The following is a 26836-nucleotide window of genomic DNA, read 5'->3' on the forward strand; positions in this document are numbered from 1 at the left end:
TCTCCAATGTGTAAACTTATTTCAGGACGGGACAATATACAACCATAAAAAAGGTGACACTCGGTCACCTTTTTTAACATGAGTACGAATAACACTGGGACTAGAAGCCCAATTGACGGCTTGCTAAATCTTTCATAATTTCTTCAGCACCACCACCAATCATATTCACTTTAACTTCACGGTAGATACGTTCAGATTTCATGCCACGCATAAAACCCATGCCCCCTAGAGTCTGAACCGCAGCATCCGCACAGAATTGCATGGTTTGTGTTGCCACATTTTTTAACATACAAATTTGTGCAATCATTTCATTGCCTTGTAGCTCAGGACGTCCCATTTTATAGGCTGTATCTTCAAGCAATGCACGCGTGGTTTGTAAGCGTGTTGCCATATCGACCAATTTGTGTCGTACTACTTGATGATCAACTAAACGCTTACCAAAAGTACGACGTTGTTGTGCCCAATCCAACGCTTCTTCATAACAGACTTTGGCATAACCATAACTACTTGCAGCAAGGAAGAAACGCTCCATGTTGAAGTTATTCATAATCACAAAGAAGCCCATATTTTCAGGACCAATCAAATTCTTCGCAGGCACACGCACTTCATCAAAATGTAAATGTGCTGTATCCGATGCCCACCAACCCATTTTATCGAGTTTGGTTTTGGTAATCCCGGGTGTATGCGCATCAATGAGAAGCATTGAAATACCATTCGGACCTTTGCCTTCAGGGTCAGTACGTACAGCAACTGTATAATAATCTGCACGTACACCCGAAGTAATAAAGGTTTTTTCACCGCTCACAACATAAAAGTCACCGTCTTTCACTGCTTTGGTTTTAAGTGCTGCAACATCTGAACCACCACCGGGCTCTGTAATTGCCAATGCTGAAATTTTTTCCCCTGATAAAATTTGTGGGAGCACTTCAGCTTTAACTTCTTCACTGGCAAAACTATTAATTGGTGGCGCACCAATCATATGTGAAAGTAGTGAAGCAATTAAGCCACCTGAAGCCGCTTTTGCGAGTTCAACACAGCCCAATAAGGTATAAAATGCATCAGTGTCTGAAATACCCCCGTATTTCTCATCAAAACCCGATGCCATTAAGCCGACTTCTGCGGCTTTTTTATACAGCTCTCTTGGAAAAGTTTCAGCTTCATCCCACTCATTCACAAAAGGTAAAATTTCTTTTTCTACGAATTTTTTAACCGCATCAGCAAATGCAAAATGTTCATCTGTGTAATATATTGGATTGTATTGCATCTAATTTTTCCCTGAATATGATGTTTCCTCAACCGTTTCATAGTGACTAGCTCTTATTATTTTTTTAATAGCAAGAAGCATCAATTTCTTGGCATAAATCAACAGTTACTCAATTTGTCTGACAGTATTCGATTGATTATCAATATCTTATTTAAAAGTATATTTAGAAATATCGAATACTATTGATATATTCATCATATTTATTTTGATAAATGCTTAATGATGAGTGCTATCTATAGAAATATACTTTAAAAAAAATATATCAATTCTAAAGTAACCCATATAAAAAAGCCCGAACAGGAAGTTGGGGCTTTTTTAATGACTGTATTTGATATATTTCTGCGATTCGTAACGAAATTTTGCTTTTCAACTTTCTTTTCGGCATAAAAAAACACCCTGATCTTTTGATCAGGGTGTTTTTAGGAATAATGAGCTGGCGATGACTTACTCTCACATGGGTAACCCCACACTACCATCAGCGCTAAGAGGTTTCACTTCTGAGTTCGGGAAGGGATCAGGTGGTTCACTCTTGCTATTGTCGCCAGCACAACTGTTTATGGATACTCGCTTAGTCTTACGTTTGTGCTAAGTGTTTTTCCAAATGAGTTATTAACAGAAATACTTGAGTTGTTTAGTTTAACTAGCTTGATCACTAAATCAAGATGTTTTGTAGAATATCGAATCAACTGATGCTTTATACAACAACTGTTTGGGTGTTGTATAGTCAAGCCTCACGAGTAATTAGTATTGGTCAGCTTCACATATCACTATGCTTCCACATCCAACCTATCAACGTTGTAGTCTTCAACGGCTCTTTAGAGGACATAAAGTCCTAGGGAAATCTAATCTTGAGGTAGGCTTCCCGCTTAGATGCTTTCAGCGGTTATCCCTTCCGAACATAGCTACCCGGCGATGCGACTGGCGTCACAACCGGTACACCAGAGGTTCGTCCACTCTGGTCCTCTCGTACTAGGAGCAGATCCTCTCAAATTTCCAACGCCCACGGTAGATAGGGACCGAACTGTCTCACGACGTTCTAAACCCAGCTCGCGTACCTCTTTAAATGGCGAACAGCCATACCCTTGGGACCTGCTTCAGCCCCAGGATGAGATGAGCCGACATCGAGGTGCCAAACACCGCCGTCGATATGAACTCTTGGGCGGTATCAGCCTGTTATCCCCAGAGTACCTTTTATCCGTTGAGCGATGGCCCTTCCATACAGAACCACCGGATCACTAAGACCTACTTTCGTACCTGCTCGACTTGTGGGTCTCGCAGTTAAGCGCGCTTTTGCCTTTATACTCTACGCGTGATTTCCGACCACGCTGAGCGCACCTTCGTACTCCTCCGTTACTCTTTAGGAGGAGACCGCCCCAGTCAAACTACCCACCAGACATGGTCCTCGCTCCAGATCATGGAGCAGAGTTAGAACCTCAATATTACCAGGGTGGTATTTCAAGATTGGCTCCACTAGAACTGGCGTCCTAGTTTCAAAGCCTCCCACCTATCCTACACAAGTAAGATCAAAGTTCAATGTCAAGCTGCAGTAAAGGTTCACGGGGTCTTTCCGTCTAGCCGCGGGTACACCGCATCTTCACGGCGAATTCGATTTCACTGAGTCTCTGCTGGAGACAGCGCCCCCATCATTATGCCATTCGTGCAGGTCGGAACTTACCCGACAAGGAATTTCGCTACCTTAGGACCGTTATAGTTACGGCCGCCGTTTACTGGGGCTTCGATCAAGAGCTTCGCTTACGCTAACCCCATCAATTAACCTTCCAGCACCGGGCAGGCATCACACCCTATACGTCCACTTTCGTGTTTGCAGAGTGCTATGTTTTTAATAAACAGTTGCAGGGGCCTGGTTTCTGTGGCTGCTCTCAGCTCAGGAAGCAAGTTCCATCACCAAAAGCAGCGTACCTTCTCCCGAAGTTACGGTACCATTTTGCCTAGTTCCTTCAGCAGAGTTCTCTCAAGCGCTTTGGTCTACTCGACCTGACCACCTGTGTCGGTTTCGGGTACGATTCCTGTGTAACTGAAGCTTAGAGACTTTTCCTGGAAGTATGGTATCAGCCACTTCGCTGTACAAGTACAGCTTGCTATCAACTCTCAGCATAGAGCACCCCGGATTTGCCTAAGATGCATGCCTACTGTCTTTCACCTGGACAACCAACGCCAGGCTGACTTAACCTTCTCCGTCCTCTCATCGCATTACACAGAAGTATTGGAATATTAACCAATTTCCCATCGACTACGCCTTTCGGCCTCGCCTTAGGGGTCGACTCACCCAGCCCCGATTAACGTTGGACTGGAACCCTTGGTCTTTCAGCGAACGAGTTTTTCACTCGTTTTGTCGTTACTCACGTCAGCATTCGCACTTCTGATACCTCCAGCAGACTTCTCAATCCACCTTCATCGGCTTACAGAACGCTCCCCTACCACTTGCAATAAATTGCAAATCCGCAGCTTCGGCATGTAGTTTTAGCCCCGTTACATCTTCCGCGCAGGCCGACTCGACTAGTGAGCTATTACGCTTTCTTTAAAGGGTGGCTGCTTCTAAGCCAACCTCCTAGCTGTCTATGCCTTCCCACATCGTTTCCCACTTAACTACAATTTTGGGGCCTTAGCTGGCGGTCTGGATTGTTTTCCTCTTGACTACGGACGTTAGCACCCGCAGTCTGTCTCCCGGATAGTACTCATTGGTATTCGGAGTTTGCATCGGTTTGGTAAGTCGGGATGACCCCCTAGCCGAAACAGTGCTCTACCCCCAATGGTATTCGTCCGAGGCGCTACCTAAATAGCTTTCGGGGAGAACCAGCTATCACCAGGCTTGATTAGCCTTTCACCCCTATCCACAAGTCATCCCCTGGCTTTTCAACGACAGTGGGTTCGGTCCTCCAGTTAGTGTTACCCAACCTTCAACCTGCTCATGGATAGATCGCCTGGTTTCGGGTCTACACCCAGCAACTAAACGCCCTATTAAGACTCGATTTCTCTACGGCTCCCCTATGCGGTTAACCTTGCTACTGAATGTAAGTCGCTGACCCATTATACAAAAGGTACGCAGTCACCGAACAAGTCGGCTCCCACTGCTTGTATGCATGCGGTTTCAGGATCTATTTCACTCCCCTCACAGGGGTTCTTTTCGCCTTTCCCTCACGGTACTGGTTCACTATCGGTCAGTCAGGAGTATTTAGCCTTGGAGGATGGTCCCCCCATATTCAGACAAGGTTTCACGTGCCTCGCCCTACTCGACATCATCATATCAGCCCTTTCGTGTACAGGACTATCACCCACTATGGTTGCACTTCCCAGAGCATTCCACTAAAACTGATATGACTTAATGGGCTTTTCCCCGTTCGCTCGCCGCTACTAAGGGAATCTCAATTGATTTCTTTTCCTAAGGGTACTGAGATGTTTCACTTCCCCTCGTTCGCCTTGCAACACTATGTATTCATGTTGCAATACCTACCTTATAGTAAGTGGGTTTCCCCATTCAGAAATCTCCGGATCACAGGATATTTGCCGCCTCCCCGGAGCTTATCGCAGGCTATTACGTCTTTCATCGCCTCTGACTGCCAAGGCATCCACCACATGCACTTAATTACTTGACTATACAACCCCAAACAGTCGTTAACCCTTACAAGTGGGGTTAGCAACAGATCGATTGCTCGATCATACAGTTGGCGTCTCGTAGATTTAACTACAGTACAGCTTCAATTAGATTCATATACCAAAACGCTTGATTCAGTTAATTTCGCTAGTTCTCATTCAATCACTTCAACTTCATAACTTACGTTATGTCGTTTCCGCTTTTGGAATGAGTTAAACAATTAATTTCAACTCAAATATATTCTGTTAATGATTGTCTACGTCCTCATCGGAGCGCAGCAACTGTGATAAATCACAGAAGTTAACAAGACGCGCATTATACGCAATTTCTTACTAATTTCTATAATCTAACCAACTGATCGCTTACTCAGTGCTCGAAGTATAACTTCTCGCTTAAATTTTAAGGAAAAGCAGTGCTTTTCTGATCTTAAAATTTGGTGGAGACTAGGAGAGTCGAACTCCTGACCTCCTGCGTGCAAAGCAGGCGCTCTACCAACTAAGCTAAGTCCCCAGCTTATCATATAGATTCGATATATCTTTACGTTCTGTTCGCTTCAGTATTTTCATACTGCGTTAGTCAGATAGTGGTGGGTCTGACAAGACTTGAACTTGTGACCCCACGCTTATCAAGCGTGTGCTCTAACCAACTGAGCTACAGACCCTCAGATACATCTTCATGAAGAACAACTTGTTGTGGATTCTTACCGATCGTCAATCTTTCGTTAAGGAGGTGATCCAGCCGCAGGTTCCCCTACGGCTACCTTGTTACGACTTCACCCCAGTCATCGGCCACACCGTGGTAAGCGTCCTCCTTGCGGTTAGACTACCTACTTCTGTGTGCAACAAACTCCCATGGTGTGACGGGCGGTGTGTACAAGGCCCGGGAACGTATTCACCGCGGCATTCTGATCCGCGATTACTAGCGATTCCGACTTCATGGAGTCGAGTTGCAGACTCCAATCCGGACTACGATCGGCTTTTTGAGATTAGCATCCTATCGCTAGGTAGCAACCCTTTGTACCGACCATTGTAGCACGTGTGTAGCCCTGGTCGTAAGGGCCATGATGACTTGACGTCGTCCCCGCCTTCCTCCAGTTTGTCACTGGCAGTATCCTTAAAGTTCCCGGCTTAACCCGCTGGCAAATAAGGAAAAGGGTTGCGCTCGTTGCGGGACTTAACCCAACATCTCACGACACGAGCTGACGACAGCCATGCAGCACCTGTATCAGAGTTCCCGAAGGCACCAATCCATCTCTGGAAAGTTCTCTGTATGTCAAGACCAGGTAAGGTTCTTCGCGTTGCATCGAATTAAACCACATGCTCCACCGCTTGTGCGGGCCCCCGTCAATTCATTTGAGTTTTAGTCTTGCGACCGTACTCCCCAGGCGGTCTACTTATCGCGTTAGCTGCGCCACTAAAGTCTCAAAGACCCCAACGGCTAGTAGACATCGTTTACGGCATGGACTACCAGGGTATCTAATCCTGTTTGCTCCCCATGCTTTCGTACCTCAGTGTCAGTATTAGGCCAGATGGCTGCCTTCGCCATCGGTATTCCTCCAGATCTCTACGCATTTCACCGCTACACCTGGAATTCTACCATCCTCTCCCATACTCTAGCCAACCAGTATCGAATGCAATTCCCAAGTTAAGCTCGGGGATTTCACATTTGACTTAATTGGCCACCTACGCACGCTTTACGCCCAGTAAATCCGATTAACGCTCGCACCCTCTGTATTACCGCGGCTGCTGGCACAGAGTTAGCCGGTGCTTATTCTGCGAGTAACGTCCACTATCCTAGAGTATTAATCTAAGTAGCCTCCTCCTCGCTTAAAGTGCTTTACAACCAAAAGGCCTTCTTCACACACGCGGCATGGCTGGATCAGGGTTGCCCCCATTGTCCAATATTCCCCACTGCTGCCTCCCGTAGGAGTCTGGGCCGTGTCTCAGTCCCAGTGTGGCGGATCATCCTCTCAGACCCGCTACAGATCGTCGCCTTGGTAGGCCTTTACCCCACCAACTAGCTAATCCGACTTAGGCTCATCCATTAACGCAAGGTCCGAAGATCCCTGCTTTCCCCCGTAGGGCGTATGCGGTATTAGCAGTCGTTTCCAACTGTTGTCCCCCATTAATGGGCAGATTCCTAAGCATTACTCACCCGTCCGCCGCTGAATCCAGTAGCAAGCTACTTTCATCCGCTCGACTTGCATGTGTTAAGCCTGCCGCCAGCGTTCAATCTGAGCCATGATCAAACTCTTCAGTTTAATATTGCTTAGCGCCTTAAAGGGCGCCAATCTTGGCTCATCAATTTTCTGACAAATATTTCTCAAATAAACTTCGAGTAATTTCTACCATCAATCAATGAAAATAATTTCGATCAATCAATCAGTAAAAATCCACACAAGTTGTTCTTCATAATCTCTTAATGATCTTCTTAATGCTTCGTCAGCATCAAGCTAGGTCGGCTATATTACTCTAAATCTCTAAAGAGTCAACCAGTAATTCAAATTATTTTTAAACTTTCTTTCCAAAACCTAACTCAACCAATCTTAGCTAAGTTACTGTTTTATCAGAAGTTTTAATCTTCATCACCGCCGATGGATGTGCATTCTACAGGATTTCAGAACTGACACAACCCCTTTTTTTAATTATTTATAAAAAATGTGATTAAGCGATCACTTCTTCTACAAATCAGTTATTTTCTTACACTTATTGACCAAAAAAGTATTATTTTTCGATCAATTGTAGATTATGATCTTTCATGAATCACTTTTAAAACATCTGATCGGCACTTTAATTTTATAAAAAATGTGCTTTTTCATTCCTTATATTCTTTCTCTAGGTCTGTTATGCATCAAAGTCATATTATTTGGGCAACGCTTCTTTCAGTAGGCATGAGTTCTACTGCGTTCGGTGCACAATCTTCTACTACTGTTAATAAAGACATACAAGTTGATCACGAAGTTCAGGCGACATCTGAGCCAAATGATTCAGACGAAATTGCAGATTCAACTGAAACCTCCAATGTGAAGTATCCTCGCCTAGAAGCACTGAAAGAATTGAAAACCATTAAGGCTGATCAGCTTAAAGTGAATGCCAATGCTGCTCAAGCTGATGAGGTTAAAGATCCGCTTCAGCCTTTAAACCGTGAAATTTATAAATTCAATGACATGCTTGATCGTAATTTTGCACGACCGATAGCTGTGCAATATAAAGAAAAGGTGCCTGCAGAAGTGAGAGGCACCTATCATGGCTTCCGTAAAAATTTGGGTGAACCTTGGAATGCGGTCAATCAAATCGCGCAAGGTCGTTTTTTAAGAGCAGCCAAAACTTTAGGTCGTTTTACCATTAACACAGTCACCACTTTAGGTTTGGCTGACCCTGCGACACGCTTAGGTTTGGAAACTGAAGATGAAGATTTCGGAACCACTCTGGGCTATTACGGTGTGCCATCGGGCCCATATGTGATGTTACCGATTATGGGTCCAAGTACGTTCCGTGATGGTATAGGTCGTGTCGCAGATAATTTTGGTCGTCCACAGAAATATATTTTAGATCATCATGACCGTCTTTATTATGGTGAACAGTTGTGGCGTGGTATTGATGTGCGTTCAGAATTATTAGATGTTGAACAAGTCTTGCAAGGTGATAAATACGCTGCACTTCGTGATGCTTATCTACAAAAGAAAAATTTTGACATTGCGCAGAAGAAAGGCTTAGAAACCGACTCTAATTTGTTTATCGATGATGTCAATGAAGATGTATCAGCACCGACTGAATGATTTATCTCATTCATTTTGAAAAATATTCATTCACAGCTGATTGAGGAAAATTCTCATTGAATTTTCCTCAATGCTTGGATAAGCCATTCACATCGACTAAGATAGTTGAAGCATTATTTATTTAGGATCATCGCTCAACTCTATGTATTTCATTCAGCCCACTCGCAACATTCCCAATTTAGAACACGTTCTAAATACTTTACCGAGTCTGCAAATGATTAATATAGAAGACCTGCACTTATATGATCCAACCATTATCGCAATTGCGGATGTAAATGACTTTCTCCATTATCAATGGTCTTTGCCCACGATTGTGATTGGGGATGAAACCCAAGGCACAGAACTGTCGCAAGCGTGGGAACTCGGTGCTTTAGCAGGTTGGATTTGGACCAGACTGCCTGCACAACTTGAACAATCGATTTTAAAAATTGATGCGCAATATAAGCGTAATCAAGACAGTCGTGATCTACCTTCGGCTGCTGAATTACAAAAGAAACTCCTGCCCAATCCGATTGAACTGCAAAATTATAAAGTTGAAACTTTATTCCAACCCTCTGCTTATCTTTCAGGGGATTGGTACGATTATTGGAAAATCAGTGACAAAGAAATCATGTTCTATTTGGCCGATGTGTCAGGACATGGCGTCACCAGTTCACTGCTTACCTCTTGGATGGCAGCTTTCCATGGTCGTTCTAAAACGCCACGTGAGTTGTTGAAAAAGCTCAACGGCATGTTGGTGCAAGAAAATATTGAAAAGCACATCACCATGATTGCCGGTATTTTGAATTTAGAAAGTCATCAATTAAAATGGTCCAGTGCAGGACATTATCCACCTGCAATCATATTTGAACCGAATCAACCCCCTCGGGTTTTAAACACCAGTAGCTTTCCTTTGGGGCTAACCGAAGACTTAGAGATTGAAGAATTTGAGTGTGTATTGAACAAACATGCACGCTTTATTATTTGTTCAGATGGTGCACTTGAACCTTTTGATGGCGGCTTGAATGAGCAATTTGGTCAATTGGTCTATCACTTACAAAATCAATCTTTTGAAGCGCCTGAGCATGTTGCAGACGATATTGCGATCCTCAGTTTTCGCAGAATGAATTAACTTTATAATCAGCATTATACGTTTTTTCCACTTAAACTCTGCCCTCCCACCTCTTGAGTATAGGGTTGGGCTATGTGATAATTTTCCAATCCTTCACTGCAAATGGCATTTATATGTCAACAGGTCATGTTGAATATGCAAGCTTGAATGGAACGCATATCTTCAAAATTATTGGTGAAGTGCGAGCCCAATCTTGTATAAGTCTTGACAAACTTTTGTCTCGGATTGAACAACAAAAAAACGTCACTGGCGCGATTGTTGATTTAACCCAAACCACATTTATCGATAGTACAGTCTTAGGTATTTTGGCGAAACTTGGCTTAAAGCTGAAGCAGACGCATCAAATCCAAGCGGTTATGTTATCTACAAATCCAGATATCACCACTCTAGCCAATAGTATGGGCTTGGGGCAGGTTTTTGTGATCCTCAATTATTGTGGTGACCCGAACGTCTGCACCAATGAGTTACTTGATGAGCACATTAACCATAATGTGATGCTCTCGACGGTGCTTGATGCGCATCGCACACTCATGAAGTTGAATGAGAACAACCAAAACATGTTCGAGCCTTTGGTTAAGCAATTAGAGAAACAACAAGATACCATCGACCACAGCGTCTAATTCTGCGTATCTTCATAATAATAAATTCTATATCGGTCGGGATAGCGTCATGACTTTACTTTCTGTAGCTCAAATGAATTCACAAAATGACATTGAAGCAAACTTCAATGTGATTGAGTCATTGATTCAGCAAAGTAAAGCCAATGGCGCGTCTTGCATCGTGTTCCCTGAAAACTTTGTTTGCTTTGCTGCGGGAAAACAGCGTGAAACCGCAGCTCGTTTTGATGAACTCAAACAACGTTTAGAAAATCTTGCACATCAATATCAAATCTGGATTGTGGCAGGCACATTACCCTGCCCCTATCGTCCAGATGGCACAATCGTGCCTGATGGTCGTGTGCGTACTACGAGTTTGTGTATTAGCCCTGAAAGAACTGAAGCGCGTTATGACAAAATCCATTTGTTTGATGTACAGGTGGCCGATGGCGTTGGAGGTTATCAGGAGTCAAAGAATTTTGAGCCGGGTACAGATTTGGCTGTGGCGAAAACCCCATTTGGCAATATCGGGCTGATGGTCTGTTATGATTTGCGTTTTCCTGAGTTGGCATTATCGCTACGTAATTTAGGTGCAAATATACTGACTGCCCCTGCTGCTTTTACTTATTTGACCGGTCAAATGCATTGGCAATTGTTATTGCAAGCGCGTGCGATGGACAGTCAATGTCAGATCTTAGGTGCAGCGCAGCAAGGTTGGCATGGTGAAAAACGTCAAACTTGGGGACATGCTGGAGCCACCAATAGTCGTGGTCAGGTGCTAGATCTTGTTCATGCTGAGGGTGCTCAATTGATTACGGTGCCTTTTGATTTAGAAGAACAGGCGAAAATCCGTGAATCAATGCCATTAATGCAACATCGAAAATTAATTCAGTTTTAAGCATTTACGCTTTGTAAAAATTACAAAATCACTGCTTATTTTATCTGCAAAATCAGCCACGATCTTAATTCATTATAATGAATTAGGATAAGTTCATGTCTTTAGAAAAAATTGCTTATACCGCAAAAGCCAAAGCCACGGGTGGTCGTGATGGTCGTGCAACATCATCAGACGGAATTTTAGATGTGCAATTGGCTGTGCCTAAAGAAATGGGTGGACCGGGAGGCGGAACCAACCCTGAACAATTGTTCGCTGCGGGTTACTCGGCATGTTTCTTGGGTGCAATGAAGTTCGTTGCCAATCGCGATAAAATCAGTATTCCAAAAGATGCTTATATTGAGGGTGAAGTGAGCATTGGTCCGATTCCTACAGGGTTTGGAATTGCGGCAACACTTAATATTCATTTGGAAGGTTTAGAGCAAAGTGAAGCACAAAAGCTCGTGGATGCTGCGCATATTGTCTGCCCTTACTCAAATGCGACACGCAATAATATTGATGTGACGTTGAATGTGATTGTTTAACGATAGGTTAACATGCTGATATGTATCGACATATTAGCATTTCTATGAACAATATATCTCTGTTATTCCCAAGTAGAAATGTCCTACCTAATAACCAAATAGAAATGTCCTATATGGAAATTTCCAAGTCAAGCACAGGATTCAGATTTCGTTGTTCAATCGCTGTTTTCTGTGCTCGTCTACGTGGCATCTTTTGAGAACGATTGCGTTTGTTTTGTTGTTCCAGTTGTTCATGCTGTTGTTGAATATGTGCCAGCACAGAACCCAAACGTTTATTCTCAACGATCTCTCGTTGATTGAGCTGACTTAATTTATCGAAGAGGCTGTAACTGATTTTTCTTCCATGATATTCAATGGCTACAGTACCATCCGGATATTCCAGGAACTCAAGATACTTGCCGATCAAACTTTGATTTTCTTCTGTGTTTTCCAACATATATACGCATTTATCATAAGTAATTGTCAGGCTGTTAGTGACCCTGCGGGGTTCACGCCAGGTAAAAATATCATCTAATTCTTCGGCTGTTTCAGTGACAGTCCGATGCAGATCCTTGGGATTAAAGGCCATCTTGGCAAATTTACGATTAAATTGCTTAATAAAGCACGGCAGCCAGGCATTCGCTTGCTCAATCGAACTAATACCTTCCAGGCGCATTTCTTTAATCAAACGGTCTTGAAGTGTTCTATTGGCGCGTTCTACACGACCTTTGGCTTGAGGGGAGTTAGCGAAGATGATATCGATATTGAGAGTGCTCAGCACACGTCCAAACTGGGTAATCTTGGTGTCTTTCTTGCTGCTTTGATTCACCCTAAAAACTGAATGTTTGTCACTGTAAAATGCCAATGGCTTACCATGCTGTTCGATATATAAACGTGTCGAAATCATATAGTCAAAGGTTGATTCTGATTCACAGAAGCGTAAATGCTGTAATTTACCTGTGGCATCATCGATAAACACCAGCAGACAGCATTTAGCAGCGCGTCCTTCAAACCAGTCATGGTGTGAGCCATCAATTTGGATCAGTTCACCAAAGCAATCCCGGTTGTAACGAGGCTGATACCGGCGTTTCAGGCGCTTGGATCGAGGAATCCATAAATCGGCTGCAATCATCCAAGAACGCAGGGTTTCTACTGAAAGATCGAATCCATGTACGGTGGTGAGCTTTTCATGCGCTAAAGTGGGTCCAAAACCATGGAGTTGGTCAGAAACAATATTGAGACACTTGAGTCTGATTTCTTCAGGAATTTTGGAATTGCTGATTTGGCCACGACCGGCATGGGCTAATGCAGCGGGACCTTGAGCTTTGTATTTGTGCAGTAAGCGTCTGATCTGACGTTCTGAGATATGAAGTAGCTGAGCAGCCTGGGATTGAGTTATGCGTTGATCACAGATTTCCTGCAAAACCGACAATCGTTTAAGTTCTTTATCCGACATAGACACCAACATATCAAACCGTCCGCTAAGAAAATTGCAAAAGTGCATATTCTAAAAGCGGACATTTTTACTTTGGAGAAACCGGACATTTCTATTTTGGGCTTACAATCTCATTTCGCATAAGAAATTTTATGTTAAATATTGCATAGTCCAAATAATCAGAGAATAACAATGGGAATAGAATATTTTATTATCGGAATGAGTAGTGATGGTGCTGCTACAAAAAAAGAAGTCTTAGAAATATTTAGTCCTTATTATACTGAAAAAGAAGAGAACTATTACTTTCTAGATTATGGCAAAGAAATTCACGACGGATACATAGTTCATAATGAATGTCACTTTGATATAGACTTTTATGAACATAATTTAGCTGTAAAGGCTGTAACAATCTTTAAACCTTGTAGTGATATTAGATTAGAAAAAGCTGTTTTTCAGTTAATACATTTATTCCCTATGATTTTTACTTATCCAGTGGATCCTTTAGTAGTTATCACCGCAAATCAGAAATGTATTGAAGTGATTAAGGAAGAACATCCTGATTTATTACCTGATTTAAAAATAATTTCATCGTTTGAAGAATATAATGATGCTATTTAAACAGCCCAAGTACAGCAGCTTAGGATTTTTTGTAGAATCTTAACGTTTCACGCTTTATTTAAAATCAACACATCATTGTTTTATTGAGATTTATTTAATAATTTTTAGATCAATTCGCCGCTTCATTCGTGACCCTTAATACTTCTTCAAGCGTGGTCTTTCCTTCTAATACTTTACGCAATCCATCTGCTCGAATCGAACCTGCTTGCTGACGCACATAATTTTCAAGTTCATATTCAGCAGCATTGCCATGAATTAAACGACGCATTTGTTCATCAACAGGTGCAATTTCATATATCGCAGTTCGACCACTAAAGCCCGTATGCGAACAATGTTCACAGCCTTTTGGATGGGGAAGTTTTAAATCAGAGTTCGAATTCACTTCTTTAAAAATTTCTTTTTCAAAACTGTCTGCTTCATGCCACGTATGGCAATGCTTACACAAAGTCCGAACCAATCGCTGTGCGATGACTCCAATCAGTGAACTTGCCAATAAAAATGGTTCAATGCCCATGTCTTTAAGACGTGTCACTGCACCAATCGCAGTGTTGGTATGTAGCGTCGATAACACCAAGTGTCCGGTTAGTGAGGCTTGAACTGCAATTTCAGCCGTTTCTAAATCACGAATTTCACCCACCATCACCACATCAGGGTCCTGACGAAGCATGGCTTTTAAAGCACGAGCAAAGGTCATATCCACTTTGGTATTGACTTGAGTTTGCCCAATCCCTTCAAGTTGGTACTCGATGGGATCTTCAGCGGTCAGAATATTTTTAGAGCCATCATTGAGGTCAGACAATGCGGCATACAGCGTGGTGGTCTTCCCCGACCCTGTTGGACCTGTCACCAAGATAATGCCATGCGGTCGATGTACCAATTGAGTTAAACGGGTGTAATCATTTTCCATTAAGCCCAAATGGGTCATGTTCAAGCGACCGGCTTGTTTATCGAGCAAACGCATGACCACTCGTTCACCATGGGAAGATGGCAATGTCGAAACACGCACATCCACTTCTCGCCCTGCAAGACGTAGCGATATACGACCATCTTGTGGAATGCGTTTTTCCGCAATATCCAGTTTCGCCATGACTTTAATACGAGATACCAACAGTGGTGCAAGCTCACGGCGGGGTTGTACAATCTCACGCAGTTGACCATCGACCCGTAAACGCACAGAGAGTTTTTTCTCAAACGCTTCAATATGAATATCAGACGCACCGACCCGAATCGCTTCAGACAATAAAGCATTGATTAAACGCACAATCGGCGCATCATCTTCTTGATCCATCAGATCTTCGGTTTCAGGCACTTGATCGGCTAGACTGAGTAAATCAGGATGGTCTTCTAAACCTGCAGCCACTTGTTGAGACTCCCCGGTCTCGCCTGCATAGCTGGAAGTCAGCATCTGATTAAAATCTTGATCGGTAAACAGCTGATGGTGTGCAGTACGTCCTAAAAAACGACGTGCTTCTTGAATGGCAATGAGTGAAGTATCTTGACGGCGCACAATAAAGGCTTGATCACCCTCGTAACGGAGCAATACGCCATGTTTTTTGGCAAAACTGTAAGGTATTTGTAGTTGTTTGAGGACTTGCATTACAACTTATTATGATGATTTAAATTGAATTGAGTGTACTCTAAGCATATGACAGCGTGAAGCCTGTTTTTTCAAAGAATTTCGTTATAGGACGCTTAAGGGTGTTTCAGCAGCAAGAATTAAAGACCAACCCTCCCGTTATGAAGTGGTGGGGAGAACAAAAATTCGAATTGAATCAAGCTAAAGCGTGGCAATTTGGCTCGCTTTTACTGAGAATTACCCGAGGCTTGCAAGAGTGGCGTTTGGAATATTATCGGCCATTGGTTCAATACGACTATGAACAAGCTTGGCATGAAATTGAGGATGTGAATTTTACCTTTCCGCAACCTGTGCATGTGGAACGCTATATGTTTCGAAAAACCGATGCCAGCTTTCAACTGACGCCACGTTTGGCCGATCGTTCGGTGGTGATTCGTCCTGTCGATCCGATTTATATTCCTGCCGGTCAGCGTGGCACGCTGTATATCAGTACTCCGCTTTGGATTTCAGGTTATGTGCAAGGTCAAAAAGATCCGTTGTTCGATATTCCTGTGATTCAGCCCAAAGATACTTGGTTTGGTCCTGACCACCGCAATGGCGATATGTGCTATGCCACCTCAGTTGATGGTCGTACCGAGCTTCAGCTGCTACGCCCTCGTGCCTTTCGTGCCGTGACTCCGATTGATTTTCATAATATCAGTGGGCATCAACTGCGTTTTGACCGAATGAATGTCCCCGTTCCGGCATTGCCTTTATTTCATAGTGAAAGTACCGAGCGACTGTGGACTTCACAGATCAAAGTCATTCATGAAGGCATGGATCGTCCAGCACGGATCAAGATTGAAAATCGCACCCCACCGCTTGCCGGTGAAGTGTCCTATGTCAATCAGGCACGTGCGCCGGCTGGGGTTTTATTTAACATGTTCGATTCATTCTTTTAAGAGGACGCTATGGCAGAAAGTATTTCCAAGACCATTACCGACAGTCTTAAAAGTATCTTTACCAATATCAATACTGAACGTGTGACTGAAATTTTAGTCGCAATTATTTTGTGTTTTATCGGCTTTTTGATTGCACGTTTGGTATCTAACACCTTTATTCGCACCATTGGCAATAAGTTTAATGCACACCAACGTTTGGTTTGGCGACGCGGGATTTTCTATTTTATTTTCCTGATTTTTGTCATGGCAAGTTTAAAAGAAGCCGGCTTTAAACTCAGTGTATTTTTGGGTGCTGCGGGAATTTTAACCGTGGCATTGGGTTTTGCCTCGCAAACCTCAGCCACCAACTTAATCAGTGGTTTGTTTTTGATTGGTGAAGGTTCGTTTGAGATTGGCGATACCATTCAATTGACCTTGATTCGGGGGCATGTGATTGAGGGGGAAGTGATTTCGATTGACCTGCTCTCGGTTAAACTTCTCACACAAGACAATGTCTATGTGCGACTCCCGAATGAACAACTGATTCGCGCCCCGGTGCACAATCTCTCCAAGTTTCCGATACGGCGGATTCCAATCACGCTGGCGATTAATTTCCATGAAGACATTATTAAAGTACGTGAAGTGTTATTGGGCGTGGCGCAAACCTATCCATTGGTATTGGCTGACCCGAAACCTGCGGTAACGGTGACCGCCTTTCGGGAATCCTCAATTGAATTGCTCTTTGCCGTGTGGTGTGAACGGCATAACTTTCTTAAAGTGCGCGATGAAATGCAAGAACGGATTCGCAATGGTTTCCTTGCCAATCAAATTGAAATTCCTGTACCGAAAATGGGCTTTGTCGATCGACCGCCGACTCAAGGCTTGGAAGATGAAGACTTAGATCGGTATGCCAATGCAAAAGATTTAAAACGTGAACCGAAAGCTTAACGCTATTTAAAGTCGTCCATAAACACAAGAAACCCGCTATTTCCGAGCGGGTTTCTTGTGTTTGGAAGCATGCCCCAAAATTTAATTCAATCAATAAACACCTTTTGAGTTAAGAGGCATCCATCGCAATGCTTTTATCGGATTCAGGCATGGGTGCAATATAAGCAATGATCAGCATCACCAAACCTGCGCCCAAGAATGAAATTACACGAGTCAAAGTCCCAACATGAGATAAATCGAGCAGCACCAATTTTAAAGTCACAATCAATAAAATACTGCCGCCTAAGATCCATAGCGAACGCAGTTGTTGACGTGTCGCAATACTCATGGTGATAAAGGCCAGACTGACCCACAGTAAAGTTAAGCTCAATTGAATGGTGGCATTGTCCCAAATCGCAACAGCGTTATACGGCGTATGCAGATACACATGTAAGCCACGCAGCACGATATAACTACTTAGCCACAGTAAGCTCAACACCATGAGCATCGCCCCCATACCGCGATCCAATCCCGTTTTCACCTGTAAGTTCAGCATCCATAGGAAGCATGCCAACATTGCTAAACTCACCATGTCGAAAGGATTCAGCACCGGTATCAAATACCCCTGAAATGCCTGCTGTGAAAACAGTTGTGAGCAGACAATCCACAGCATCATCAGCAATAAACTGCTTCGAGCTTGCCAAAACCGTTGCCAATCCAGATTCTGTTTTTGTAGATAACTAAATCCACCAAAGGCCAAAGGCAATATCACTGCGCTGATAAATGGCATACTTGGCACAATACACACGCTACTGAGGGCTAAACTCGCCAATGTGCCAAAGGCCACGCCTTCTTTTTCGGCACGTACGCCCAACATTGGACGGAACCACAACACGGCGAGCAACAGTGCACTTAGGGCAAAGCCGAACCTTTCAGTCAAACTGAACCACTCAATTGCACCCTGCTGTGTCCGATACACCACCAAACCTAAAGCAAACAGCATTAATGGAATCATGCCAAACCATTTTGGCACTAACCATGAACCTGTGGCTTGGGTACGCATCAAAGCTTCATTCAATACCGCATACATGAGGGTGACAATAAATAGGCTATACACATACTGCAATGCCCCTGAGAAATAATCCAATCCGAGCAGTAACAACATACTGCTTGCAGATAAGCTCAGAAGACTCAAGAAAATGACACTCCCCAGCGACAACTGCTGTTGGTACATTGGCTTGATATTGGACCCCACCACCACAGTCAAATAACTCAGACTTAAAACACTAAACATCAGTTGCGGAAGCTGCCCCAAGTCAACCCAATAATACAGCCCAGACAGCCCTGCCATGACCAACAGTCCCATCGCCAAATAACGACTGATATTGGATGTACGTTGCAAAGCAAACAGATAAATCACGGCGCCTTCAATCGCCCATCCCATCACGCTCCATTGTTCTTTCAACAAAATCGGTGGAATCAGTGCCAAGAAAATCAAACTTAAGCTTAAATAACTTTGTGAAATCAGACTGATCGATTGATTGGCTTTGGCAAGTTGGTATAAGGCTGCATACAGCATAGCAAACAAAAAACTGATGCCGGCTTGCCAAAGCGTATCTTCAAAATACATCAGATAGATAAAGCCAAACGCCACAATTGGTGCACCGAAAATCAGTCCGATATCTAAAGCGGGTTTAAGCTTAAATTGCGCCACATCTGCTTTGGCAAGCAATTGGCTAAAGCGGAAACTGAGCCAAATAAAAATCGCACTATGTGCTAAAACCAAGAGGGTCATCTGTTGTCGATCTTGTACATGCCCATGTACAAAGGCGTAAGCTCCACCGATGATGACCGTGGCTAAAAAAGCAATTTGATTGAGTATTTTCCATGGACGCAGTGTACTCAGAATCGCGACTGCAACATTCACCCCTAAATAATAGGCAATGAGCTCAACTGCGGTGGCTTCACGAACCGGCAAAGTAAAGGGTGCAAGATAGGCCACCATCATGGCCATCAGCGCCAATTCAATCGCTTGCTGACGAAGACTTAACAGCACCGTAATCAGCATAATCACGCCATACAGCATGGCTGCTGTGAGCAGACTCGCAATCACATGATTGTAATAGGCAAAGAATAGGGTCAAAAATAATCCTGCCAGACCCAGCCCTTCTAGCGCCAAAGCAAAACTGCGGTTTTTATTAAACGTCAGATATCCTAATGCCGTAATCACTATACTGACCACAGCAACAATCGACAGCTTCAATGCCAAACTCAATTGCCAATGCTCGGTGGCAAAGCGTAGCAATAAAATCACTCCAATCACCAACACCACAATCGCAACTTTAAGCACGGGGTTGCCTTGAAACAGCCAATGTTTAATTTGATCGATAAAACCAAGTTCTGTTGGGGTGGAGGAATGATCTAATGCACTTGGCTGAGACACTGCTTCTGACGATGAGACATGCGCTATAAGTTGAGATACAGAGTGTTGCTGAATAGCGCTTAATCTGAGGTGTAAATCGTTGAGATTATTTTCTAAACGCCTTAACCATCTCAAAAAGAAGAAAATCCAAGCGGTGGCCCCGAGCCCCACCAACCAAGACCAATGCATGACACCACCGACCACAGCCACCAAGGAGGCAATATACAACGGAATTTTAGAGGTGTATTGCACAGGATGTTGTAGCTTGAGCTGAGCATTTTCCACAACTGCTTGTGTGGGCTTTTGAATGGCGTCCACATACTGAATCACACTCACCACCAATGCGATAATGCAAAGATAGGTCAAAATAGGGGTATCTAAAAACCATGCCCCCACGGCGCTGATGATCAGCACCATTAACCAAATCATTCTGATTTCACTGTGTATTTTCAGCATATTTATTCGCCTTATCCCTGAAACTTGATCATACAACAGCTGTTTTGCCAGATGCGCTTAATTCATCAGATATTCGGTAAGCATGTGTCGCATCAAGTTTCTGCGTAAGCGCAAAAAATCACGTACAATAAACCCGTTATTTGGATTAGGAACGTTTCGATGCCACCATTTGTCTTGGTTGATGGGTCATATTTTTTATTTCGTGCTTTTCATGCACTACCACCGTTAACCACGTCAACAGGTTTACAAACCAATGCGATTCGTGGTGCGATTTCTGCCATCCAAAAGTTGATGCGTCGTGTGCAACCGACACATATGGCGGTGATTTTTGATACACCAGAACCGACCTTCCGTCATGCACTATCTCCAATTTATAAAGGGGATCGACCAAGTATGCCGGATGAGTTGTCGCAACAAATTCCGTATTTACACAACTTGATTCGTGCACTGGGTATTCCTTTGCATGTGTTGCCGGGCGCAGAAGCCGATGACATCATTGGTACATTGGCTAAGCGTGCAGAAAAAGCCGGTCACCAAGTGCTGATTTCCACAGGCGACAAAGACATGGCACAATTGGTCACAGACAAAGTGACTTTAGAAGATAGCTTTAAAGACAAGCCGATGGATGTCAACGGCGTGTTTGAAAAGTTCGGGGTCTGGCCAAACCAAATTATTGATTACCTCACCCTAATGGGCGATGCCTCTGATGGCATTATGGGCGTACCGGGTGTCGGTGCAAAAACTGCGGCGAAGTTATTAAACGAATATGGCTCGATTGGCGGCATTTTAGAAAATGTCGATAAAATCAAAGGCAAAGTCGGTCAAAGCTTAAAAGACAATGTCGAAGGCATTACCCTTGATCATCAATTGGCGAGCATTGTCTGCGATCTTGACCTCAATCTGACCTATGATGATTTGAAACTTCAAGACCCGAATGTTGAAGAACTTCGTCGCCTGTACACCGAGCTTGAGTTCCGTAATCAACTGCAATCTCTGGATCATCCCAACAATCCCAACAGTTCTGTTTATAAAAAAACATCCAAAGTCATTGAACAGACTTCAGCATCAAGTATCGTGCCTGATGATCAAGCCACAGCAACCAGTTCAGATGATCAATTGGGCAAAGCCACCTATCATACGGTATTAACGCAAGAAGATTGGGCAAGCTTCTTTCAACGTTTTAGCACGGCGAAACGCTTTGCTTTTGACACTGAAACCACCAGTTTAGATTATCGTATTGCTGAAATGGTTGGCTTCTCGGTGGCCTTTGATGCACAAGATGCCTATTACGTTCCATTAGCACATGATTATGAGGGCGCACCTGAACAACTGAATCGTGATGATGTGCTTGCACAGATCAAACCAATTTTAGAAAATCCTGAGGTTCAAAAAATTGGTCATCATTTAAAATATGATGCACATATTTTAGAAAATCACGGCATTCATTTGCAGGGTTGGTATTTCGATACCATGTTGGCCTCTTATGTACTCAATGCTGTGGCCACCCGTCATGGGATGGATGATGTTGCGCGTGTTTACTTAAGTCACTTCACGACGACCTTTGAGCAAATTGCCGGTAAAGGCGCGAAGCAAAAAACCTTTAACCAAATTGAATTAGAGGTTGCAGCGCACTATGCTGCGGAAGATGCGCATGTCACCTATCGTTTGTATGAAGTGCTTGAACGTAAACTCAAAGAAACCCCGCCACTGCTTGAGCTCTTACAAAAGATTGAAGTGCCTACAGCTACCGTGTTAACCAGTATGGAAGAAAATGGCATTGAATTGGACTTGCAATTTCTAGATCAATTGGGCTGTGAGTTTGCAGACACCATTCAAAATCTTGAACAACAGATTATTGAAATCGCTGGTGAAAGCTTTAATGTCAGCTCACCGAAACAGGTCGGTGAAGTGTTGTTTGATAAATTAGGACTCAAAGGTGGCAAGAAAACGGCGACAGGTCAATACAGTACGAGTGAAAGTATTTTAGAAAAAATCGATCATCCGATTGCGGAATTGATTTTGGAATATCGCGGTCTGACCAAACTCAAAAGCACCTATACCGATGGTTTACTCAAACAAGCCAATGAACAATCCGGTCGTGTGCATACCAGTTATCATCAAGCCCTCACCGCTACAGGTCGTTTGTCTTCCACCGATCCAAACTTACAGAACATTCCGATTCGTGAAGAGATTGGTCGTCAAATTCGTAAAGCCTTTGTCGCACCTGAAGGTCGGGTGTTGTTGGCGGCCGATTATTCACAAATTGAATTGCGTTTAATGGCGCATTTCTCTCAAGATGATGCCTTGGTCGATGCCTTTAACAATGGACAAGACGTGCATCGCCGTACTGCGGCAGAAGTATTGAATGTCGCACTTGAAGATGTCACCCATGACCAACGTCGTCAAGCTAAAGCGGTGAACTTCGGTCTGCTCTATGGCATGTCGGAGTTTGGTTTGATTCGTCAATTGGGCTTTACCCGTGAAGAGTCGCAGAACTATATCAAACAATATTTCCATCGTTATCCGGGCATTTATGAGTATATGCAACGCACCCGTCAAGTCGCATTGGAACAAGGTTTTGTCGAAACGATTTTGGGTCGTCGCCTCTATACTCCTGATATCGACGCTCGAAACATGATGGTGCGTAAAGCCGCTGAACGTGCTGCAATCAATGCACCACTACAAGGTTCTGCGGCTGAAATCATTAAACTGGCCATGATTGCGGTCGATAAAATCCTACCGAAAGATCAGGCAAAACTCTTACTGCAAGTCCACGATGAATTGGTGTTTGAAGTGGATGAAGCGATTGCGGATGAATTGGCAGTGAAAATTGCTGAAGCGATGCAAAATGTCGTGAAAATTTCAGTGCCTTTATTGGTTGAAGTCGGTAAAGGTAAAAATTGGGGTGAAGCGCATTAATTGCTTTCATTCCCTCTCCTTCTAGGACGAGGGTTAGGGAGAGGTCATAAATCTCCCTAAATCCCTCTTTACAAAAGAGGGACTTTAACGCCCTCCTTTTCAAAAGTGCGACACACCATTTTACAAGCGAGCGTTTATAAAATTCGTTCCAATAAAAAAGGACTCCATTGAGTCCTTTTTTATGATCCATCTTTAGCCTTAGCCAATCGACTTCAGCATCATTTCCGCAATATACAAAGTAAAAAATGCCAAGATTGGAGATAGATCAATCATGCCCATATTTGGCATAATTTTACGGAATGGCGCCAACATCGGTTCAGCCAATTCTTGCAACACTTCAATATACGGTGAACGAGACTGCGTAAACATCACAATCCAACTGCTAATGATATAACCAAACAATAAATATTTAAGAATGGTCACCAAAGACTGTAACATCGCCAATAAAGTCGAAACGATGAAATACACCGTCGAGCCTGTCGGTTGTGCATTTAAATACTTAAAACCAAAAACTTTAAGAAAATAAAGCAGGACCGCAAGCACCAATGCCGCAAGGTTGACACGTCCTTTGCCTACAGTCGGCAAAATACTGCCAAACACATCGACAATCTTTGTCGCTTTCACCGTAGACATCACGACTGGGTTATAAGGACTTACCCCCGCCAATTGCATCAAAAAGCGGAAGAACACCAGTAAAATCGCAACATTAATAATAATGTCAAAAAATAGCGCAGCACTTGCACCCATACTTCAACTTTCCTAATTCAATCGTTTATTTAGCGCTAGCGCTTAAGTCTTGAGCCAATTCTTGACTACGTTTTTGTGCCGCAACCAGTGCGGTCTGAATATTTTGAGATATTTGGGTTTGATCAAACACTTCAATTGCCGCTTGGGTGGTGCCATTCGGCGAGGTCACATTTTTACGCAATTCCGCCGGAGAATTGGCACTGGTGATCGCCATTTGCGCCGCACCCAATGCGGTTTGCAAAGTTAAAGCGGTTGCAGTTTTTTCATCCAAGCCCATATTTTTACCGGCTTGAATCATACTTTCCATCATATAGAAGAAGTATGCCGGACCTGAACCCGACACCGCAGTGACCACATCAATTTGCGCTTCTTCATTCACCCAAAGGGTTAAGCCTGTCGCCGCCAAAATTTGGCTCGCCAATTCACGCTTCTCAGCATCCACCACAGGATAGGCAAATAAACCATGTGCGCCGGTTTGCACCAATGCCGGTGTATTTGGCATCACCCGCACTACCAAATCAGTTCCAGTAAATTTGGAAATGGTGGCAATTTCAGCACCTGCCACAATCGACACAATTAATTTATTCTTCAACAAGCCTTTTAAAGGGGTCAATACCGATGCCAACACTTGAGGCTTAACCGCAAGCACCACCACATCTGCATCAGCAATCGCTTCGATATTGTTCTCAGTCACATGCACATCTTTGGCTTGTAATGTCTCACGGATCTGTGCCACTGGATCAGAGACTGTAATGCGTGTTGCTGGTAAGCCACGACTGATCAAGCCACCAATCAGCGCTTGAGCCATATTGCCACCACCAATAAAACAAATATTACAATTTAAAGCAGTACTCATGAATTCATCGACCTTGAATTTTTTTATAACGAAGAGACTAACTTTGGTTGCCAGCCACCGACTTCACAGTATTCAGACTGAGCCAACCAAAACCCTTTTGGCGTAAAAACACCAAGCATAACATTATCTATGCTCAATATTTGAATTGTATGTCGCATCCATGGAAAAATTTGTGCCTCTTGAATGGCTTTTTTGAGTGGCCAACTGCCGACACGTCCATAGAGATGAATCTTTTCCCCACCCTGTCGATCGTGCAAGTTCAGGTCTTTTTGAAGCAAGGCTGGGCTTAATCCCATCGCTTGCGTAGCGACTTGATAATTACCACTTACGAGCTTACATGCTTGATTCAATTCAAACTGAATCGCCTGAACATGCTTTTCGTTATGCTGTTCGGCAAGATAGATCTGTTTTTCTAAACGATGGACATAGCCTTGGTAGCGGACATAATAAAAACCATTCCAATGCAAGGCGGCTTTGGCATCAGCTTTTGCCTCAATCACCTCATGGATTAAGCGTTGCACCATATCTAAAGCCGGTCGATAGGTCGAATCCCCACGCATCCAAACAGATAACAACTGACGTTGCCGAGCTTGTGAGAGAGTATTTAAAGCATCAATCGATAAACGTTCTGCTGTGCCACAGCGATTTAAATCTTGCACCAGTACCTCTTGCAAAATTTCATTGGCATCTTGCATCAAGACACTGGTGCGTGAAATCGCTTGCTGCATTTTAGGGAACCGACTTTGCAAAATATGCCAAAGTTCATTTCGGCACCATGCCCGGTCATAATGCGTGTCTAAATTGGTCGGGTCATCCACATAAGCAATTTGATCTTGACTCACCCATTGGCAAATCTGCTCACGGGAAATATCTAAAAGCGGACGCCAAATCGTGAGTTGCTCACGTCGATCTACTTTCTTCATTGCAGACAAACCCTGCACGCCTGCCCCTGAAAGCAGACGGAGCATTAAGGTTTCGGCTTGATCTTGTTGATGATGTGCGAGTACTAAAATTTCATTTTTTTGAATATGATTTTGGAAAGCGTGGTAACGGGCTTCACGGGCTTGGTTTTCAAGATTACCCTCAGCCACGTCAACCGCTTCAATGATCAAGGGAATAGCGAGCTGTTGGCATTGTGCTTGAATAAAGTCAGCCCAATCATCACTGACTTTTTGCAGTTGATGATTAATATAAATCGCGCGGATTCGATTAGGGCAAATTTCAGCCATCAGAAACAGCAACAGCATGGAATCCATGCCGCCGCTACATCCGATTAGGAAAGTGGTGTTTTCAGCAAATTGTGAAATTTGTTTTAAGCAGTCAGACCTAAATTGTCGCTGCCAAACTTCATCAAACGTTGGTAACGTGCTTCGCATCTTGCATCAGCATCCATAGGAACAAGTTCATCAAGTGCTTGTTGTAACACGTCTTTGAGTTTTTCCATAACCTCAACAGGATGTAAATGAGCGCCTTCACCCTCATCCACCACGTATTCAACGATACCCATTTGTTGCAGCTTTTCAGCGGTTAATGCCAAAGCTTCACTGGCTTGCTCTGCTTTCTCAGCAGTTTTCCACAGAATAGAGGCACAGCCTTCAGGTGAAATCACCGAATAGATACTGTGAGATAGCATAATCACGCGATCTGCTACACCAATTCCGAGTGCACCACCTGAACCACCCTCACCCAAAACCGTTGCAATGACAGGCACTTTTAAAGAAGACAATTGAGCCAAACTGGTTGCAATCGCTTGCGCTTGACCACGTTCCTCTGCACCCACCCCTGGGTATGCGCCCATGGTGTCGATAAAGGTAAATACGGGCAGATTAAAACGTTCCGCCATGTCGAGCAAACGCTGTGATTTACGGTAGCCTTCAGGATTACTCATGCCGAAGTTATGCTGGAGTTTTTCACGGGTACTACGACCACGATGCTGACCCACCACCATCACAGGTTGACCATTAAATCGTGCTAGACCACCGACCATTGCACCATCATCTCCATAGAGACGGTCGCCATGCAGTGCATCAAATTCAGTAAAAATTTCACCGACATAGTCCAAGAACTGTGGACGTTCTGGGTGGCGCGCAATTTGTACCGTTTTCCAAGCTTTAGACTGAGCAGCTTTATTTTTCATAAGTCGATGAATGTCCCAAAATTAACTTTTAACCAGTCAATCAATAAAATTCTGTTTTTATCA

At 43.6% G+C, this 26836-nt stretch carries 17 protein-coding genes, 2 tRNA genes and 3 rRNA genes; 9 read left to right on the plus strand and 13 right to left on the minus strand.

Translation table 11 applies throughout. From position 1 onward, the window contains the following. Positions 1–100: 100 nt before the first annotated feature. The 6 genes from G8D99_RS12490 to G8D99_RS12515 form a co-directional block, all read right to left on the minus strand. Entirely contained in the window at positions 101–1264 is a 1164-nt protein-coding gene (locus G8D99_RS12490) for an acyl-CoA dehydrogenase family protein (protein ID WP_166326423.1), read from the minus strand. Positions 1265–1695: 431 nt separating this feature from the next. Next, positions 1696–1810 (minus strand): 5S ribosomal RNA (gene rrf, locus G8D99_RS12495). A gap of 174 nt (positions 1811–1984) precedes the next feature. After that, a 23S ribosomal RNA gene (locus G8D99_RS12500) occupies positions 1985–4878 on the minus strand. A gap of 433 nt (positions 4879–5311) precedes the next feature. After that, positions 5312–5387: transfer RNA gene (locus tag G8D99_RS12505), tRNA-Ala, on the minus strand. A 74-nt stretch (positions 5388–5461) separates the two neighbouring features. Continuing rightward, positions 5462–5538: transfer RNA gene (locus G8D99_RS12510), tRNA-Ile, on the minus strand. A 61-nt stretch (positions 5539–5599) separates the two neighbouring features. Next, positions 5600–7137, minus strand: a 16S ribosomal RNA gene (locus G8D99_RS12515). Together the 16S, 23S and 5S rRNA genes with 2 tRNA genes alongside form the textbook arrangement of a ribosomal RNA operon. Before the next feature lie 585 nt (positions 7138–7722). On the opposite strand from G8D99_RS12515, the gene G8D99_RS12520 reads away from it, so the two are divergent. The 5 genes from G8D99_RS12520 to G8D99_RS12540 all read left to right on the plus strand — a co-directional run bounded on the left by G8D99_RS12520 (position 7723) and on the right by G8D99_RS12540 (position 11781). After that, positions 7723–8655, plus strand: a complete 933-nt coding sequence (locus G8D99_RS12520; RefSeq protein WP_166326425.1) for an MlaA family lipoprotein — start codon at positions 7723–7725, stop codon at positions 8653–8655. Positions 8656–8797: 142 nt separating this feature from the next. Further along, complete coding sequence (gigA, locus tag G8D99_RS12525) at positions 8798–9766, plus strand: RsbU family protein phosphatase GigA (protein WP_166326427.1); 969 nt, start codon at positions 8798–8800, stop codon at positions 9764–9766. Between the two features lie 113 nt (positions 9767–9879). Further along, on the plus strand, positions 9880–10386 hold the full coding sequence (gigB, locus tag G8D99_RS12530) for an anti-anti-sigma factor GigB (RefSeq protein WP_166326429.1): 507 nt from the start codon (positions 9880–9882) through the stop codon (positions 10384–10386). Positions 10387–10435: 49 nt separating this feature from the next. Further along, complete coding sequence (locus G8D99_RS12535; protein ID WP_166326431.1) at positions 10436–11260, plus strand: carbon-nitrogen hydrolase family protein; 825 nt, start codon at positions 10436–10438, stop codon at positions 11258–11260. Between the two features lie 95 nt (positions 11261–11355). Next, positions 11356–11781, plus strand: a complete 426-nt coding sequence (locus tag G8D99_RS12540) for an organic hydroperoxide resistance protein (RefSeq protein ID WP_166326433.1) — start codon at positions 11356–11358, stop codon at positions 11779–11781. A gap of 109 nt (positions 11782–11890) precedes the next feature. Here the strand turns inward: G8D99_RS12540 and G8D99_RS12545 are convergent, their stop codons facing one another. After that, complete coding sequence (locus G8D99_RS12545) at positions 11891–13216, minus strand: ISNCY family transposase (protein WP_171522758.1); 1326 nt, start codon at positions 13214–13216, stop codon at positions 11891–11893. A 171-nt stretch (positions 13217–13387) separates the two neighbouring features. Between G8D99_RS12545 and G8D99_RS12550 the strand changes: the two genes are divergently transcribed. After that, positions 13388–13813: a hypothetical protein gene (locus tag G8D99_RS12550; protein WP_166326435.1), complete on the plus strand. Its 426-nt coding sequence runs from the start codon at positions 13388–13390 to the stop codon at positions 13811–13813. 109 nt (positions 13814–13922) lie between these two features. Here G8D99_RS12550 and gspE read toward each other — a convergent pair whose 3' ends face one another. Beyond that, entirely contained in the window at positions 13923–15410 is a 1488-nt protein-coding gene (gene gspE / locus G8D99_RS12555) for a type II secretion system ATPase GspE (protein WP_166326437.1), read from the minus strand. 140 nt (positions 15411–15550) lie between these two features. Here gspE and G8D99_RS12560 point away from each other — a divergent pair, with 140 nt between their 5' ends. Further along, positions 15551–16330 (plus strand): hypothetical protein, encoded by a 780-nt coding sequence (locus G8D99_RS12560; RefSeq protein WP_166326439.1) that lies wholly within the window; start codon positions 15551–15553, stop codon positions 16328–16330. Positions 16331–16339: 9 nt separating this feature from the next. Then, the gene (locus tag G8D99_RS12565; RefSeq protein ID WP_166326441.1) at positions 16340–17257 is read left to right on the plus strand and encodes a mechanosensitive ion channel family protein; all 918 of its coding nucleotides are present in this window, start codon (positions 16340–16342) and stop codon (positions 17255–17257) included. Positions 17258–17366: 109 nt separating this feature from the next. Here G8D99_RS12565 and G8D99_RS12570 read toward each other — a convergent pair whose 3' ends face one another. Continuing rightward, a complete protein-coding gene (locus G8D99_RS12570) occupies positions 17367–20114 on the minus strand; it encodes a DUF2339 domain-containing protein (protein WP_166326443.1) in 2748 nt (915 codons plus the stop codon). Positions 20115–20273: 159 nt separating this feature from the next. Between G8D99_RS12570 and polA the strand changes: the two genes are divergently transcribed. Continuing rightward, positions 20274–23033 (plus strand): DNA polymerase I, encoded by a 2760-nt coding sequence (gene polA, locus G8D99_RS12575; RefSeq protein WP_166326445.1) that lies wholly within the window; start codon positions 20274–20276, stop codon positions 23031–23033. 198 nt (positions 23034–23231) lie between these two features. On the opposite strand, the gene G8D99_RS12580 is transcribed toward polA, so the two are convergent. Genes G8D99_RS12580 through G8D99_RS12595 form a run of 4 tightly spaced genes read right to left on the minus strand, consistent with a single transcriptional unit; the run spans position 23232 to position 26773 of the window. Beyond that, complete coding sequence (locus G8D99_RS12580) at positions 23232–23780, minus strand: YggT family protein (RefSeq protein WP_166326447.1); 549 nt, start codon at positions 23778–23780, stop codon at positions 23232–23234. A 25-nt stretch (positions 23781–23805) separates the two neighbouring features. Continuing rightward, on the minus strand, positions 23806–24636 hold the full coding sequence (gene proC, locus G8D99_RS12585) for a pyrroline-5-carboxylate reductase (RefSeq protein WP_166326449.1): 831 nt from the start codon (positions 24634–24636) through the stop codon (positions 23806–23808). A gap of 23 nt (positions 24637–24659) precedes the next feature. Beyond that, a complete protein-coding gene (gene tilS / locus G8D99_RS12590; protein WP_166326451.1) occupies positions 24660–26012 on the minus strand; it encodes a tRNA lysidine(34) synthetase TilS in 1353 nt (450 codons plus the stop codon). Beyond that, positions 25949–26773 (minus strand): acetyl-CoA carboxylase carboxyltransferase subunit alpha, encoded by an 825-nt coding sequence (locus G8D99_RS12595; protein ID WP_166326453.1) that lies wholly within the window; start codon positions 26771–26773, stop codon positions 25949–25951. Before G8D99_RS12595 ends, tilS begins: the two co-directional genes overlap by 64 nt. Between the last annotated feature and the right edge of the window lie 63 nt (positions 26774–26836).

This window comes from Acinetobacter lanii (assembly GCF_011578285.1).
Lineage (GTDB): Bacteria > Pseudomonadota > Gammaproteobacteria > Pseudomonadales > Moraxellaceae > Acinetobacter > Acinetobacter lanii.

Excerpts from the sequence above, each read along its gene's own strand:
- G8D99_RS12490 (WP_166326423.1), bottom strand. The coding sequence starts at position 1,264 with ATGCAATACAATCCAATATATTACACAGATGAACATTTTGCATTTGCT.
- G8D99_RS12520 (WP_166326425.1), top strand. The coding sequence starts at position 7,723 with ATGCATCAAAGTCATATTATTTGGGCAACGCTTCTTTCAGTAGGCATG.
- gigA (WP_166326427.1), top strand. The coding sequence starts at position 8,798 with ATGTATTTCATTCAGCCCACTCGCAACATTCCCAATTTAGAACACGTT.
- gigB (WP_166326429.1), top strand. The coding sequence starts at position 9,880 with ATGTCAACAGGTCATGTTGAATATGCAAGCTTGAATGGAACGCATATC.
- G8D99_RS12535 (WP_166326431.1), top strand. The coding sequence starts at position 10,436 with ATGACTTTACTTTCTGTAGCTCAAATGAATTCACAAAATGACATTGAA.
- G8D99_RS12540 (WP_166326433.1), top strand. The coding sequence starts at position 11,356 with ATGTCTTTAGAAAAAATTGCTTATACCGCAAAAGCCAAAGCCACGGGT.
- G8D99_RS12545 (WP_171522758.1), bottom strand. The coding sequence starts at position 13,216 with ATGTCGGATAAAGAACTTAAACGATTGTCGGTTTTGCAGGAAATCTGT.
- G8D99_RS12550 (WP_166326435.1), top strand. The coding sequence starts at position 13,388 with ATGGGAATAGAATATTTTATTATCGGAATGAGTAGTGATGGTGCTGCT.
- gspE (WP_166326437.1), bottom strand. The coding sequence starts at position 15,410 with ATGCAAGTCCTCAAACAACTACAAATACCTTACAGTTTTGCCAAAAAA.
- G8D99_RS12560 (WP_166326439.1), top strand. The coding sequence starts at position 15,551 with ATGAAGTGGTGGGGAGAACAAAAATTCGAATTGAATCAAGCTAAAGCG.
- G8D99_RS12565 (WP_166326441.1), top strand. The coding sequence starts at position 16,340 with ATGGCAGAAAGTATTTCCAAGACCATTACCGACAGTCTTAAAAGTATC.
- G8D99_RS12570 (WP_166326443.1), bottom strand. The coding sequence starts at position 20,114 with ATGCTGAAAATACACAGTGAAATCAGAATGATTTGGTTAATGGTGCTG.
- polA (WP_166326445.1), top strand. The coding sequence starts at position 20,274 with ATGCCACCATTTGTCTTGGTTGATGGGTCATATTTTTTATTTCGTGCT.
- G8D99_RS12580 (WP_166326447.1), bottom strand. The coding sequence starts at position 23,780 with ATGGGTGCAAGTGCTGCGCTATTTTTTGACATTATTATTAATGTTGCG.
- proC (WP_166326449.1), bottom strand. The coding sequence starts at position 24,636 with ATGAGTACTGCTTTAAATTGTAATATTTGTTTTATTGGTGGTGGCAAT.
- tilS (WP_166326451.1), bottom strand. The coding sequence starts at position 26,012 with ATGCGAAGCACGTTACCAACGTTTGATGAAGTTTGGCAGCGACAATTT.
- G8D99_RS12595 (WP_166326453.1), bottom strand. The coding sequence starts at position 26,773 with ATGAAAAATAAAGCTGCTCAGTCTAAAGCTTGGAAAACGGTACAAATT.